Origin of the sequence: Mesorhizobium sp. WSM4306, from assembly GCF_007003975.1 — a bacterium.
Classification (GTDB): Bacteria; Pseudomonadota; Alphaproteobacteria; order Rhizobiales; family Rhizobiaceae; genus Mesorhizobium.
In genome coordinates this window covers 69,092-81,089 of sequence record NZ_VFTC01000001.1, presented here as the reverse complement: position 1 = coordinate 81,089, position 11,998 = coordinate 69,092, and the positions used below count along the sequence as shown (strand labels likewise).

Sequence of the window (11,998 nt, the reverse complement as noted above, 5' to 3'; positions counted from 1 at the left end):
ATGGCAAGGGGGAATTTGGTGCAATGGGGAAGGGGCGCGGCCGCCGTTCCAAGCGAGATCGTGCAGACAAAGCTCGGCAAACGTTCAGTCATACTGGCGCTGGCTGCCTTTGCTGCCGGAGCGGTTGCGATCGCCATCATGGTGGCGATGCCGAGCGACGCATCGCAGCTTACGCAGGGCGTTGCGACGGGCTTCTTCATGCTGGTGTTTCTGCTGGCAGCCCCGGTGGCGCATGTCGCCGGCATGGTCTTTGGCGTGATGGCGCTGGCGCGCTCCAACGACAGTCGCGGGCTTGGGCTGCTGGGGATTGTTCTCAACGGGCTTTCGGTGGCGGGTGGGCTGGCGCTGCTGGCGGCAATGGCGTCGACGATCGGCGCTTTCACGTGATAGCGCGCGAACTGCCGCCTTGCTGCTTTTCGCGGTATTGGCGCCGCTTTGGTTGATCTTCTCGTCACCTATATGGAAATGCGCCAGGCCGATCCGGCGCCCGCCCGCGTCAGCCCGGCAGCCTGCGCCTCGGTTGCGCTGGAGAGGCTGGACAGCGCCAGTTACATCAGCCTCTACCGCGCCGTCGGCGAGCCTGTGCAGTGGGACCAGTGGCTACGCATGGCGGCTGAAGACCTCGAGCGCCTTTTGGCGCTACCGTCAACACGCATCCATGTGCTGCGCGTCGAGGGCGTGGCCGCCTGCCTGTGCGAATTCAACGGCGTCGGCCAACCTGACGTCGAGCTGGTTCATTTTGGGTTGGTTCCTGCTTTCCAGGGCCGCAAGCTCGGGCCGTTCCTGCTCGACCAGGCGCTTCGCGCCGTCTGGTCACATGCGCCGCAGAGGGTCTGGTTGCATACCGACACCTATGACCATCCTGCCGCGCAATCGGTCTATGGGCGGGCAGGTTTCAAGCCGTATGAGCAGCGCATGGAAACTTTTCCAGACTAGCCGGGCCTCCCTCCGGAGTTTCTGGTCAGTCAACCGCGAGAGCTTCGATCGAGCGCGCGATGTTCTGCCTTGCCTGCGGTTCGAACCGGCGCCGGAATTCATCGGTGTGGAAGATGTGGTCGCGAGCGAGAAAACTCTTCAGGACGGCGCTGCGGCCGGCGCGCCACATCGGCTCCTCGACCCAGGCATATTCCTGTCGGACCGCGCGCTCGTAGGCGTCGAACGCAGTAGGCGCGGCGCCCAGGATCGACAGATCCATGTCGAGGAAAAGGCTGGCGTCGCGCAGCGCCGCTCTGTCGTCAAACGACGGCAACTGGTGCGTTGATGTGGCGAGGATCATCGCCCTGATACGGCTCAACCGTTCCGGTGCAGTGCGTCCAGCCAGGTCTTTCTCGGCAAGGGCCGCACTTTGCGCCTCATTGTTCTTGGCCTTGCTGTCATAGATGGCGTCGTGGAACCAGATTGCCGCTTCGACGGCTTCGGGGTCATGCAGCAATGCGCGATAGTCCTCGGCCAGCGCCAGCATCGCCTCGATATGTCCGAGGTTGTGGTAGTGGCGGTCTTCGGCCCGATAGAGGCCTGAGAGTTGCCGCTTCAGCGGTTCGTCGATCAAGGGCCGATCTTTCAAGTTTGTCATCCGTCCAGTTAACCGATCTCAACCCCTCGGAGTCAAAACCAATCATTTCGAACCTTGCGCGGGCCGGGGCTCTGGGGAATGTTGCCATTCCACTTCAACTGAGGAGGCTGACATGACGAATACCGTGCCGGGACCGATCGACATGAAGCTGGAGGCCGTCATTATTGCGGTTGCGGACGCGGAACGTTCCAAACGCTTTTATGGTGGCCTGGGTTGGCGGCTCGATGCCGACTTCGTCGTCGGTGATGCGTTTCGGGTGGTGCAGTTCACGCCGCCGGGTTCGCCATGCTCGATCCATTTCGGCAAGGGTCTGACGACAGCCGCGCCAGGCTCGGCCAAGGGGCTTTATCTCGTCGTATCCGATATCGTGGCGGCGCATGCCGAACTCGTGGCGCGCGGCGTCGAGGCGAGCGAGGTGTTCCACCGTACGGGCCCCGGGCAGCCGCCGGTCAGCGGCAGGCATCCGGAAGGGCGCAGCTATTCCTCCTATGTCACGTTCAGCGATCCGGACGGCAACAGCTTCATCCTGCAGGAGATCACCCAGCGCTTGCCGGGGCGCGTGGACGCCGGCGACACGATATTCACCTCGTCGGGCGAACTTGCCGCGGCACTGCGGCGCGCGGCGGCGGCACATGGCGAGCACGAGAAGCGGACCGGCGGGAAACACGATGTGAACTGGCCCGACTGGTATGCCGAATATATGGTGGCGGAACAGGCGGGAAAGCCGCTGCCGACCTGAATAGCGCCCTAGGCTCGCCGCGCCACCAGGTCGCTGCGCCGTCCAGACGGGCAGATGCGGAAGGCCCGTTTTCCGGTCCCCGGCGAGCAAGGGTTCGTTTTCCATGGCGGCTTGAATCCGCGTGAACCAAATCCATTTGATGAAGCACTAAGGAAAATTGAGTTCAATCGTGCTATGATCTGGCCTATATGTGCGGCCGGATAACAAGCCGGCAGGCCGGAGACGTCGATGAACAGCATTACGATTGCCCGCCCCACAATGGTGCAGCCGGTCGATCCGATCTGGCGCTCGATCCGCGACGAAGCGATGGAAGCGGTCAACCGCGACCCGCTTCTGGCGGCGTTCCTCTATTCGACCATCCTCAACCAGGAGAGCCTGGAAGAGGCGGTCATCCACCGGATCGCGGAGCGGCTTGCGCACCAGGACATCGGTTCCGACCTCATCCGCCAGACCTTCAAGTCGATGCTGGCCGACGACAAGGAATGGTCGTCGACCGTGCGCGTCGACATCCAGGCCTATTACGACCGCGATCCGGCCTGCGACCGCTTCATCATGCCGGTGCTCTATTTCAAGGGTTTCCACGCCATCCAGACGCACAGGCTGGCGCATTGGCTGTGGAATCAGGGTCGCAAGGATTTCGCGCTCTATCTGCAGAGCCGCTCTTCCTCGGTGTTCCAGACCGACATCAACCCGGCCGCCCGTATCGGCAAGGGCATCTTCATCGACCACGCCACCGGCCTCGTCGTCGGCGAGACGGCGGTGATCGAGGACGATGTGTCGATCCTGCATGGCGTGACGCTGGGCGGCACCGGCAAGGCCGGCGGCGACCGCCACCCCAAGATCCGTTACGGCGTGCTGATCGGCGCCGGCGCCAAGATCCTCGGCAACATCGAGGTCGGCCATTGCTCGAAGATCGCGGCAGGCTCTGTGGTGCTGTCGCCGGTGCCGCACAACAAGACGGTTGCCGGTGTGCCGGCCCGCGTCGTCGGCGAGACCGGCTGCGACCAGCCTTCGCGCCAGATGGACCAGCTTTTGCCGTCGCAGTCGATGGACCAGGTCGTCAGCTTCGACATCTGATTTGCACGATCCGCTGTGCCGGGCTGAAGTCCGGCTGCCGGCGCTGTTGCCCTTAACTTCGCGTTCTATCCAGCCGGCTTGCCTTTACATCGCCATTGTCGACGTGCCAGAAGCGCGTTCCAACGAGCAAGCCCGACGATCGGAGAAGACTTTTGAAGCCGGACGAAATCAGAAAGCTGGACGCCTATTTCAAGCGCGTCTTCCAGAATCCCAAACTCGAAGTGAAGGCGCGGCCGCGCAAGGAAGATTCGGCCGAGGTCTATGTCGGCGACGAGTTCCTCGGCATCGTCTTCAAGGACGAAGACGACGGCGATTACAATTTCTCGATGGCGATCCTCGACATCGATCTGGCCTGAGCCCAGAAGGCTACAGACTTCGGCGATTGGCGGCAGCAAGCCGCACCATCGTCATCCCAGGGCGAAGCAGCGGCGTTGCGGAGACCCTGGGATCCATGCCGGGGCATCGGCCCAGGACGCGGCGGTCCAGAACTGCCTTTGCACTCCTCATCAGTAAATTCTGCAAACGCTGTGCCGCCTGAAGGGCACGGAATGGATCCTCGGGTCTGCGCGATCGCTTCGCGCCCGCTCCGCCCGTGGATGACGAAGGGTCGCTATCTCGCTGCCTTGAGGACGCGCGTGGCCTCGGCGACGATTGCCGCGTCAAGCGTCGGCCAGTTGCCCAGAAGTTCGCGGGGAAAGCGGTAGGTCAGGCTGAGGCTGTCGCCGACCTGGATGTCGCGCTCGCAGGGCGCCAGCGATTCCTCGGCACTTGGTCCGCTCAGGCAGCGGGCGACGAACGGATCCTTGCCGGCGCGGCCGGCAACCGCAAGCACCTCGTTGAGATAACCTGATTTTTCGCTGAAGCCGTAAATCATCGTGCCGCCGGGGCCGGGCGTTCCGGGCTGGCTGATCAGCGCGCTGTAGATCGGTGCGAAACGGCCGCTCATATCGCGCGACATCATCTGCGGTTCGAACGACAGGAAGATGATGTTTTTGGCTGTTCCCGTGTGGTTGAAGTCGTCGCGGGCGGCTTCGCTGTAACCTTCCATCTGAGGATAGCGCAGATAGAGGTCGAGGCGCGAAGCGATGCCGTCGCGGCGCGCCTGCAGGAAGCGGATGGCGTTGGCCGGCACGGCAATGACATTGTTGCCGATCACCACCCGATGGACCGTGGTGTCGTCGGTATAGCCGGCCATGGCGATCGAGCGGCCGAACCATTTGCCGCCAAGGCTGATCGCCAGCGACAACAAAGCCAGTGCCGCAAAGGCATAAAACACCCGCTTCATCAGCACGGAATCGACGACGTTGAATTCTTCGGCGGTCGCTGCCTGCTTCATCGCAATCCCCATAATCGCCGCTCCTGTCCTTGGACGGCACACATGCCGCGGCATGGCTCTTGCAACGCGGCTGTCGGGTGCGACTGTGCGATTTCATGGTAAACGGAAGGTAAAGATGAGCCTGCTGCTGCCCGTTCTGTTCGCTTTTGCCGTCGGGCTCACCGCCTGCGGGCTTACCGGATCCGTAATGGAACTGGCGGCCGGCCGCCGGCTGGCCTTTGCCGAGCCCTATGTATCGCCGGCACATGTCATGCGCTCGCTGGCCGCGACCGCTTGCGCCGGGCCGTTCATGCTCGCCAACGATGCGCTGGATGCGCGGCGCGAAGGCCGCATTTCGACGCTGATGCTGATGTCCTGCGGCTGCACCGTGATGGCCTGGGCGCTGGCGCTGGGCATCGTTCTGATCGCCATTGCCTCGTGGGGCGTCGGCTCTCCTGGAGCGGGTCAGCTTTTGGTGGAATCGCTGGCCCGGTATTTGTCTTGAACTGAAAACTGTTACGCGGTTTTCCCAGGAGAAACCGCTACGCGATTTTCCCGGGCTTGTTTTAGGGTCCGTAGATTTCCGGCCCAGGACGAATCGGAGACGAAAAATGCCGACCTATGCGATCGACGGAAAGGCGCCTCGTTTCGAGGATGCCGACAGCAACTGGATCGCGCCGGACGCCACGTTGATTGGCGACATCAAGGTCGGCCGCAATGCCGGATTCTGGTTCGGCGTGGTCATCCGCGGTGATAATGAGCCGATCGTCATCGGCGCCGACAGCAATGTTCAGGAACATACGGTGATGCACACAGACCCCGGCTTTCCCCTGACCATCGGCCGGGGCTGCACCATCGGCCACCGCGCTCTGCTGCATGGCTGCACGATCGACGACAACAGCCTGATCGGCATGGGCGCCATCGTCCTCAATGGCGCCAGGATCGGCAAGAACTCACTGGTCGGCGCCGGCGCGCTGGTCACCGAAGGCAAGGAATTCCCCGATAATTCGCTGATCGTCGGCTCGCCCGCGCGGGTGATCAGGACGCTGGACGAAGCCGCGATCGCCAGGCTGCGCGCCTCGGCCGCGCACTATGTCGCCAACGGCAAGCGGTTCAAGGCCGGGCTGAAAGAGACGTAAAGCCCAGCCGGCCAAGCGTTGTCGCCGGCGGTAAATTGCGCCCAACTCACCGTCTGTCGGAGCCGCGCCCGGCCATTGCATCGCGCAGCAATGAAGCGCCGGCCTCAAAGCCGGCATTGTCGGCTTCCTCGAGGGGCGTCGTATAGTCATCAATCCGCGTTTCGAGCGCCGGGTCGGCGCCTGCCGCCAAAAGAAGGCGGATCGCATCGACACTGCGGATGGCCACCGCATAGTGAAGCGGCGTCCAGTCGTTCACGCCCCGCATGTTGGGGTCGGCGCCGCCGTCGATCAGCACCCTGACGATTTCCAGCCTGTCGGTTCGGTCGGTGGACAGCGCGGCAATGATTGCCGGAAACCCGCCGTGATCCTGGTAATTCGGATCCGAGCCGGCATCCAGCAAAGTCGAAATGAACCCGACCGGGCTCCAATAAATCGCATATTCCAGCGGATGCCCGAGGCCGAGCTCGAACGGCATGCGCTCATCGAACCAGCGGTGCGAGCCGCCCAATGCTACGCCGAGCCCCTCGAAATCGCCGGCCTTGAAGGCGTCGTCGATCGCCTTGAACAGGCGGTGCCGCTCGCAGCGGTCTTCCGGGATTTCGAGCATCGCCACGGTCCAGGGGGTGAGACCAACGGGATATAGTGCTTCGATCTTGTGTGCGTGAAAAGCCGTGTCGCGATCGTCAGGTGCGCCTGTGCTTCTGCCTTGCGATGGAAATGGTGGAGCCGGCCCGGGGACGGGGCCGGCTCCTAAAACCCGGTCGTTGGGGACGGGGAGGGTGGGGACTCGACCGGGCTTTCTCGTTGCGCCCTGAGCGGACGTGATTCTTGTTTGGCGTCCTAACGGACGTGATTCTCGTTTCGGCGTCCTAACGGACGCTGGCAACCGCGTCGGCGCGGCCGTCGTTGATCGTCACCCAAACGCCGGAATTCTGGTCGGATTGCCGCTTCAGGTAAGTGTAGTCGGTATCGGTCCAGGACAGCACCTTGGACTCCAGATTGTCGAGGATGAACTCACCGAGGCTGGTGCGCACGGTCAGCACCGCATGGCCGTCGCCGTTCGGCTGGCGCGCTACGGTCATCAACAGGTTGCCGGCTGGAACGCCGAGCGCCATCAATTCGCGGCGCTTCTCAAGTGCATAGTCCTCGCAATCGCCGAAGCCGCTGTCGGGGTAGGACCAGACTTCTTCCTTGCCCCACATTTCCATGTCGGTGCGCGGCACGATCCGGATGTTGACCGAATTGTTGATGCTGACGATCGACGCCCACAGCTTGCGGGTCAGTTCGACCGGCGCCTGCTTGGGTGTGCGCTGCGCGCATTCCTGCGGCAGCTTCTGGCAGAATTCGTAATGACCGACCGGCTGTGTGGTGCGGCCGCCAGTGTGCATGTAGGCCGGCCCCGCTGCTTCCGCCGTTCCCCAAGCGGAAAGCTGCATCGCCATTGCCAAGAGCAACAGCTTGCCCCACGTCTTCGCCATTTGGTCAGTCTCCCCGTTTGAGGAGACAATGACACGGGTCGATTTATTTCACGCAAAAACCCGAAGTAGACATTGAGTAAAACCCCAATAGAATAAGCGTAAAATTTGATCTATTTTAATATAAAATCGTTCAGGTCTCTGCGCAAAAACCACGGTGTCGGGGCGCGGATTTCGGCCGGAGCCGTGGATTTGCGACGTGCCGCACCGCTGCAAGAAAAAGCAGACGGAATGCCAGGTGACAAAAAACCGGCCGCGAAGGGCCGGTTCGTTTTTTACTGCATGTTGCCGATCGTTCAGGCGCGCGGAGCGTTGAACTCGGAATCGAGCGTTTCCGGGCGCTGGATGACAGCGAATTCGATGGCGACGCCGTCCTCGAAATGACGCACCACCTGGCCGCGCATGGTTCCAAGCATCACCTGGATGCCGATCGCCGGCTTGACGTCGATCTCGACCGCCGCGCCCGACAGGGACAGGTCGATAATGCGGCACTGATACTGGCGCCCATCGGTGAGCTGCAGCACGCTGGTCGGGTTGCGCGGCGCCACGCGTTCGTGGCGGCGATCTTCCGGCAGGTCGAGCTCATGCTTGTTGGCAAGCCAGGTCAGCTGAGCGGCAAGCTTGTCCTTCTTGCGGTCCGAGGCAATGACGGTCATGGCAAAGCCGTCCTGCAAGGTGCGCGTCACCACGCCCTCGATGCGGCCGATATGATCGATATAGGCAATGACTTTTTCGCCCGGCATGCCGACGCGCTCGGTGCGCAGCGCGACATTGCCCGGCGACATGTCGACCACCTGGCAAGGGTGTTCGGTGCGGTCCTCCAGCATGAACCGTCCGTAGATCTTGACCCGGACGCGCTGAAAATTACGCCTTTCGGCGCGGGACGGCGCATATTCGACCGCCGCTGACCTCATGACTGCCTACACCCCGTTGGCATTCCCGCGTCGCGCGTGGAACTTCACGCTGAAACGCTACAGCAAATCAGGTTAACAAAGGGGAAAAGCGGGCCGCCGATACTTAAGGTCGGAGCCTGGATTTGAGCCTAAAGCGCGTCGTGTTTGAACGCGTTCAAGCGATATGCATTATTCGCCACGCCCTCCCTCGAAGACGACGAGGTGGCGGATGCGTCGCGACCGACCGAGCGCCGACATGGTCTCCGGCGCTTCGAGCTCGGTAGGAGCCAGCGAAGGAACGGATATTTCCGGCCGGTTTTTCAGGAACATCGGTTCCTTGTCGGGATCGATGACACGGATGGCATCGATCAAGGCGTCGGTAATCGGGTCTGCGCCCAGCCAGAACGGCTTTTCGACGGCGCTGACGACGCCGAGGCAGCGCGGGTTCTCGACACCGCCGTCGAGCGGCAGCGCAAGCAGTTCGAAGCGGTTCGAACGGCCGTTGCGGCTGAACCCCTCATAGGTGATGAGCACGACGGATTTCTGCTCGAAGACGCCGTGAATGAGCCGCGACACCAGCCGCTGGTCCTTTTCGCGCCACAGCGACGGGAAGGAAAAGCCCTTGAGCTCGCGGCCATAGCCGGCGCAAAGCCTGGTGCCGGCAAGCCGGAACACCGCTTCGCCGCGCGTGTCCCTTTCCAGGATGAATGTATCGGCCAAAAGCGCCTTGATGTCGGCCGGTTCGACTTCCGATCGCTTCGGGGCAGGGCGCCTATCACGCAGCCGGTTCCAATATTGGAACAGCGTGATTGATCCGTTCTGGTTCATGATATGCGGCTCCGCGCGATCTGTCTTTTGGTGTCCCATCGGTGAACAGAAAGGGCGCTCTCCGATGACCTACATGCGGTGCCTCGCAGGATGCGTGCCAGCGTCGTTAACACTTGTTCACGGGTCGGGGACGTTAAGGTTAACAAGTGGTTTACGTTGCGTGCGCGAGGCCGCCATGGCACACCAAAACCACTCCAGAAGCGGTCGTTTCGCGACGATCGGCAGCACTTCAGTCAAGAGTTTTAGGGGGAGCAGGGTGCTCGACCGGCCGTTCAAGGGAAACCTTGGACGGCTTCTTTTTGATTCGCGCCCGGTGATTCGCGCGCCTCGAAAACGGTCGAGGATCTCGACGCCAAGCTTCCTGCCGCCGGCGAGCATCGAGCGCGCCGCCACCAGCTGGATCCCTCCAACTGATCCCTCGCTTGCGGCCAGGGATATCGTCGGGAGGGTGGGCTACCTGTTCCCTGGCCTAACCGCCGCTGATTGCCGTTAGGATAAAAACCTCGGTGCCGGGCGCGAGCCTGGTTTCCAGGGTTGCCTTCTCGCCATCGACGAAAACGTTCATATGGCGGCGGATGGCAGGGCGGGAATCGCACATCCGGTCGCGCATGCCGGGCCAGAGCGCGTCCAACCCGTCGATCATTTCCTTCACGCTCGAGGCCGGCAGTTCGACCCGGCGCGGCGCGCCAGGAAACAGGTCGATGAGCACGCCCGGGAGCCGCGCGATGACATGATGCACACTGCGGGCGGGGTCGTTCGACATTTGCACTACTCGCCCACCACCATCGTCTCGACGGACAGAATCGCGGGCAGGTGCTGAGCGATCTCCGACCAGTTTTCGCCTTCGTTGGCACTGGCAAAGAGCGAGCCGCCGCTGGTGCCGAAATAGACTCCGGCCGGCTCGAGGCTGTCGGTCGCCATAGCCTGCCGCAACACGCCCGCATAGCAGTTCTCCTGCGGCAGACCCTTGCGCTCGTCGAGCCATGTGGCTCCCGCATCCTGCGTCTTCCAGACCGCCGCCTTCGCGTCAGGCACGTAACGGCCGGCGCTGTCGCCGTTGAGCGGCAGAAGGAAGAGCGTGTCGGCGTCGCGCGGATGCGTGGCCGCGGGAAAACCGAAGGTCGACGGAAGGCCCTTCTCGATGCTCTGCCAGTTCTTGCCGCCATCGTCGGAGCGGTACATGCCGCAATGGTTCTGCTGGTAGAGCCGGTCGGGCTTGCCGGGCGCCATCACAAGGCAGTGTACGCACTGGCCGAATTCTGGATAGTTCTGTCCTTCGGGCAGGAAGTCGGCGCGGGTGCCACGATTGCGCGGCTCCCACGTCTTGCCGCCGTCCCAGGTGTAGAACACGCCTGCGGACGAGATGCCCACCCAGATTTGCTCCTCGTCTCTGGGGTGCGTGACGATGGAATGGAGGATGAGGCCTGCGCCTCCTGGGTTCCAGTCCTTGCGGCTTGGGTGATGCTGCAGGCCCTCGATGTGGCTCCAGGTGGCCCCGCCGTCGTCGGAGCGAAACAGGCCGGCCGGCTGCACGCCGGCGTAGAGGCTGCCGTTGCGCCTGGCGAGGCTCCACACCGCCTTGATCGGTTCCTCGCCAGGCGCATAGGCCAAGCCCTCGCTGGAATGCGTCCAGGTCTGGCCAAGGTCGTCCGACTTCCAGACCGCCGGACCGAACCATTCGTTGCCGCCGGCGCCGTAGATCGCCCCGGTCTCGGGGTCGCCGACGACATGGTTCATCGGCCAGTGCTCGCAGAACGGACCGCGCAGCTTCCACGACCCGCGCTTGCCATCGCTCTCGGCGATGAAGGCGCCCTTTTTCGTGCCGATGAGCACGAGGATTTTCTCTGGCATTTTCTCCTCCCGATTGCGTCCCTTTCATCAAGGACGGCGGAGCGCGGGCCCAGCCGACAGGGTCAACGATTTTTTCTCAGTCTAAGCCCGTCGAGGCCAAGGTGAGAAGATCTGCCGCCTCCCTGGCCCTGGCATCGGGGACAGTGCGATCTGTGCTGTCATCACCTGACGCCGCGCTGGAGAGGTGTCAGAGGATGCAGGCCAGTTTCAACCGAAGCGTCCTTGCTCTAAAGCTCGCGGAACGAATCCCTGGACCCACGTGAATGAGCGAACCGATAGGCCCCGCCGAAACCGAACAGACCGAAGAGGCGCCGCCGCCGCGCCGCGAGCCGGTGTTCAACCTGCCACCGGTGGTGCTGGCGGTTATTGGCATTTGCGTCGCCGTGTTCCTGCTGCAGCAATATGTGCTGACCGAGGACCAGCAGATAACATTGCTCACCGACGGGGCCTTCATTCCCGTCCTCTACACCGGCCAATACGGCTTCGACTGGTTCCTCTTCACCCGTCCTTTCACCTATGCCTTCATGCATGGCGGCCTTGCCCACATTGCCATCAATATGGTTGCGCTGGCCGCCTTCGGTTCGCCGCTGGCCAACCGTCTCGGCTGGTTCTGGTTCGCATTGTTTTTCGCCGCCTCCGGATTGGCCGCGGTGGTGCTGTTCTGGGCTGTGCATCCATACGGCGAAGCGCCGCTGGTCGGCGCCTCCGGAGCGATATCGGGCATGATGGGTGCGGCGGCGCGTTTCGGGTTCCGTACCGACCGCTCGTCCGGCAGGGCTGCCTTTGCAGGCCCGGTGCTGCCGATCGCAATCATTCTGCGCATGCGCGGCGTCGTCAATTTTCTCGGCGCCTGGATGATCATCAATCTCGCCACCGGCCTTTACGGTCTCGGGCTCGGCGCGCCCGGCCAGATCGCCTGGGAGGCGCATATTGGCGGCCTTGTCGCCGGCTTCTTCGGATTGCGCTGGTTCGACCGGCGCCGGCAGGCGCCTGAATGGGAAATCGCCGACGACCAGCACACCCCCGACTAGCGCACCCCATTGGCACACTTGAAATGCAACCGTTCACGGCGCACGATGTTCACTCTTATGTGAAGCCGGTCAGGGGG

17 protein-coding genes are annotated in these 11,998 nt (G+C 62.8%); 8 read left to right on the top strand and 9 right to left on the bottom strand.

Going from position 1 to position 11,998, the window contains the following annotated elements:
• Positions 1-18: 18 nt before the first annotated feature.
• Both FJV77_RS00430 and FJV77_RS00425 read left to right on the top strand, forming a co-directional pair.
• Positions 19-387 (top strand): hypothetical protein, encoded by a 369-nt coding sequence (locus FJV77_RS00430; protein WP_142864917.1) that lies wholly within the window; start codon positions 19-21, stop codon positions 385-387.
• Between the two features lie 48 nt (positions 388-435).
• Entirely contained in the window at positions 436-936 is a 501-nt protein-coding gene (locus FJV77_RS00425) for a GNAT family N-acetyltransferase (protein ID WP_142864916.1), read from the top strand.
• Between the two features lie 25 nt (positions 937-961).
• Here FJV77_RS00425 and FJV77_RS00420 read toward each other — a convergent pair whose 3' ends face one another.
• Positions 962-1,573: a hypothetical protein gene (locus FJV77_RS00420; RefSeq protein ID WP_185970157.1), complete on the bottom strand. Its 612-nt coding sequence runs from the start codon at positions 1,571-1,573 to the stop codon at positions 962-964.
• A 112-nt stretch (positions 1,574-1,685) separates the two neighbouring features.
• On the opposite strand from FJV77_RS00420, the gene FJV77_RS00415 reads away from it, so the two are divergent.
• From FJV77_RS00415 to FJV77_RS00405, 3 genes are all read left to right on the top strand, one after another.
• Positions 1,686-2,312: a VOC family protein gene (locus FJV77_RS00415; protein WP_142864914.1), complete on the top strand. Its 627-nt coding sequence runs from the start codon at positions 1,686-1,688 to the stop codon at positions 2,310-2,312.
• A 228-nt stretch (positions 2,313-2,540) separates the two neighbouring features.
• Positions 2,541-3,389: a serine O-acetyltransferase gene (cysE, locus tag FJV77_RS00410; RefSeq protein WP_142864913.1), complete on the top strand. Its 849-nt coding sequence runs from the start codon at positions 2,541-2,543 to the stop codon at positions 3,387-3,389.
• A gap of 152 nt (positions 3,390-3,541) precedes the next feature.
• A complete protein-coding gene (locus FJV77_RS00405) occupies positions 3,542-3,745 on the top strand; it encodes a DUF3126 family protein (RefSeq protein WP_006200852.1) in 204 nt (67 codons plus the stop codon).
• 254 nt (positions 3,746-3,999) lie between these two features.
• Here FJV77_RS00405 and FJV77_RS00400 read toward each other — a convergent pair whose 3' ends face one another.
• The gene (locus tag FJV77_RS00400; protein ID WP_142864912.1) at positions 4,000-4,725 is read right to left on the bottom strand and encodes a hypothetical protein; all 726 of its coding nucleotides are present in this window, start codon (positions 4,723-4,725) and stop codon (positions 4,000-4,002) included.
• Between the two features lie 115 nt (positions 4,726-4,840).
• On the opposite strand from FJV77_RS00400, the gene FJV77_RS00395 reads away from it, so the two are divergent.
• Together FJV77_RS00395 and FJV77_RS00390 are read left to right on the top strand one after the other, a co-directional pair.
• Positions 4,841-5,209, top strand: coding sequence for a hypothetical protein (locus FJV77_RS00395; protein ID WP_142864911.1), 369 nt, complete (start codon positions 4,841-4,843; stop codon positions 5,207-5,209).
• Between the two features lie 106 nt (positions 5,210-5,315).
• The gene (locus FJV77_RS00390; RefSeq protein ID WP_142864910.1) at positions 5,316-5,843 is read left to right on the top strand and encodes a gamma carbonic anhydrase family protein; all 528 of its coding nucleotides are present in this window, start codon (positions 5,316-5,318) and stop codon (positions 5,841-5,843) included.
• Between the two features lie 46 nt (positions 5,844-5,889).
• Here FJV77_RS00390 and FJV77_RS00385 read toward each other — a convergent pair whose 3' ends face one another.
• The 7 genes from FJV77_RS00385 to FJV77_RS00355 all read right to left on the bottom strand — a co-directional run bounded on the left by FJV77_RS00385 (position 5,890) and on the right by FJV77_RS00355 (position 10,890).
• The gene (locus tag FJV77_RS00385) at positions 5,890-6,450 is read right to left on the bottom strand and encodes an ankyrin repeat domain-containing protein (protein ID WP_142864909.1); all 561 of its coding nucleotides are present in this window, start codon (positions 6,448-6,450) and stop codon (positions 5,890-5,892) included.
• A 262-nt stretch (positions 6,451-6,712) separates the two neighbouring features.
• On the bottom strand, positions 6,713-7,321 hold the full coding sequence (locus FJV77_RS00380; RefSeq protein ID WP_142864908.1) for a transglutaminase-like cysteine peptidase: 609 nt from the start codon (positions 7,319-7,321) through the stop codon (positions 6,713-6,715).
• A gap of 293 nt (positions 7,322-7,614) precedes the next feature.
• Positions 7,615-8,232, bottom strand: a complete 618-nt coding sequence (locus FJV77_RS00375; RefSeq protein ID WP_142864907.1) for a PilZ domain-containing protein — start codon at positions 8,230-8,232, stop codon at positions 7,615-7,617.
• Between the two features lie 168 nt (positions 8,233-8,400).
• The gene (locus tag FJV77_RS00370; protein WP_142864906.1) at positions 8,401-9,039 is read right to left on the bottom strand and encodes a PAS domain-containing protein; all 639 of its coding nucleotides are present in this window, start codon (positions 9,037-9,039) and stop codon (positions 8,401-8,403) included.
• Positions 9,040-9,156: 117 nt separating this feature from the next.
• Positions 9,157-9,432, bottom strand: coding sequence for a hypothetical protein (locus tag FJV77_RS00365; RefSeq protein WP_142864905.1), 276 nt, complete (start codon positions 9,430-9,432; stop codon positions 9,157-9,159).
• A gap of 76 nt (positions 9,433-9,508) precedes the next feature.
• Positions 9,509-9,802 carry a MoaD/ThiS family protein gene (locus FJV77_RS00360; RefSeq protein ID WP_142864904.1) on the bottom strand — a complete coding sequence of 98 codons (294 nt, stop codon included), beginning with the start codon at positions 9,800-9,802 and terminating at the stop codon, positions 9,509-9,511.
• A gap of 5 nt (positions 9,803-9,807) precedes the next feature.
• A complete protein-coding gene (locus FJV77_RS00355) occupies positions 9,808-10,890 on the bottom strand; it encodes an exo-alpha-sialidase (RefSeq protein WP_142864903.1) in 1,083 nt (360 codons plus the stop codon).
• A gap of 263 nt (positions 10,891-11,153) precedes the next feature.
• Between FJV77_RS00355 and FJV77_RS00350 the strand changes: the two genes are divergently transcribed.
• Positions 11,154-11,921, top strand: a complete 768-nt coding sequence (locus tag FJV77_RS00350; protein ID WP_142864902.1) for a rhomboid family intramembrane serine protease — start codon at positions 11,154-11,156, stop codon at positions 11,919-11,921.
• Positions 11,922-11,998: the final 77 nt, after the last annotated feature.

Excerpts from the sequence above, each read along its gene's own strand:
- FJV77_RS00385 (WP_142864909.1), bottom strand. The coding sequence starts at position 6,450 with ATGCTCGAAATCCCGGAAGACCGCTGCGAGCGGCACCGCCTGTTCAAG.
- FJV77_RS00350 (WP_142864902.1), top strand. The coding sequence starts at position 11,154 with ATGAGCGAACCGATAGGCCCCGCCGAAACCGAACAGACCGAAGAGGCG.
- FJV77_RS00360 (WP_142864904.1), bottom strand. The coding sequence starts at position 9,802 with ATGTCGAACGACCCCGCCCGCAGTGTGCATCATGTCATCGCGCGGCTC.
- FJV77_RS00370 (WP_142864906.1), bottom strand. The coding sequence starts at position 9,039 with ATGAACCAGAACGGATCAATCACGCTGTTCCAATATTGGAACCGGCTG.
- cysE (WP_142864913.1), top strand. The coding sequence starts at position 2,541 with ATGAACAGCATTACGATTGCCCGCCCCACAATGGTGCAGCCGGTCGAT.
- FJV77_RS00415 (WP_142864914.1), top strand. The coding sequence starts at position 1,686 with ATGACGAATACCGTGCCGGGACCGATCGACATGAAGCTGGAGGCCGTC.
- FJV77_RS00375 (WP_142864907.1), bottom strand. The coding sequence starts at position 8,232 with ATGAGGTCAGCGGCGGTCGAATATGCGCCGTCCCGCGCCGAAAGGCGT.
- FJV77_RS00355 (WP_142864903.1), bottom strand. The coding sequence starts at position 10,890 with ATGCCAGAGAAAATCCTCGTGCTCATCGGCACGAAAAAGGGCGCCTTC.
- FJV77_RS00420 (WP_185970157.1), bottom strand. The coding sequence starts at position 1,573 with ATGACAAACTTGAAAGATCGGCCCTTGATCGACGAACCGCTGAAGCGG.
- FJV77_RS00400 (WP_142864912.1), bottom strand. The coding sequence starts at position 4,725 with ATGAAGCAGGCAGCGACCGCCGAAGAATTCAACGTCGTCGATTCCGTG.
- FJV77_RS00380 (WP_142864908.1), bottom strand. The coding sequence starts at position 7,321 with ATGGCGAAGACGTGGGGCAAGCTGTTGCTCTTGGCAATGGCGATGCAG.
- FJV77_RS00390 (WP_142864910.1), top strand. The coding sequence starts at position 5,316 with ATGCCGACCTATGCGATCGACGGAAAGGCGCCTCGTTTCGAGGATGCC.
- FJV77_RS00395 (WP_142864911.1), top strand. The coding sequence starts at position 4,841 with ATGAGCCTGCTGCTGCCCGTTCTGTTCGCTTTTGCCGTCGGGCTCACC.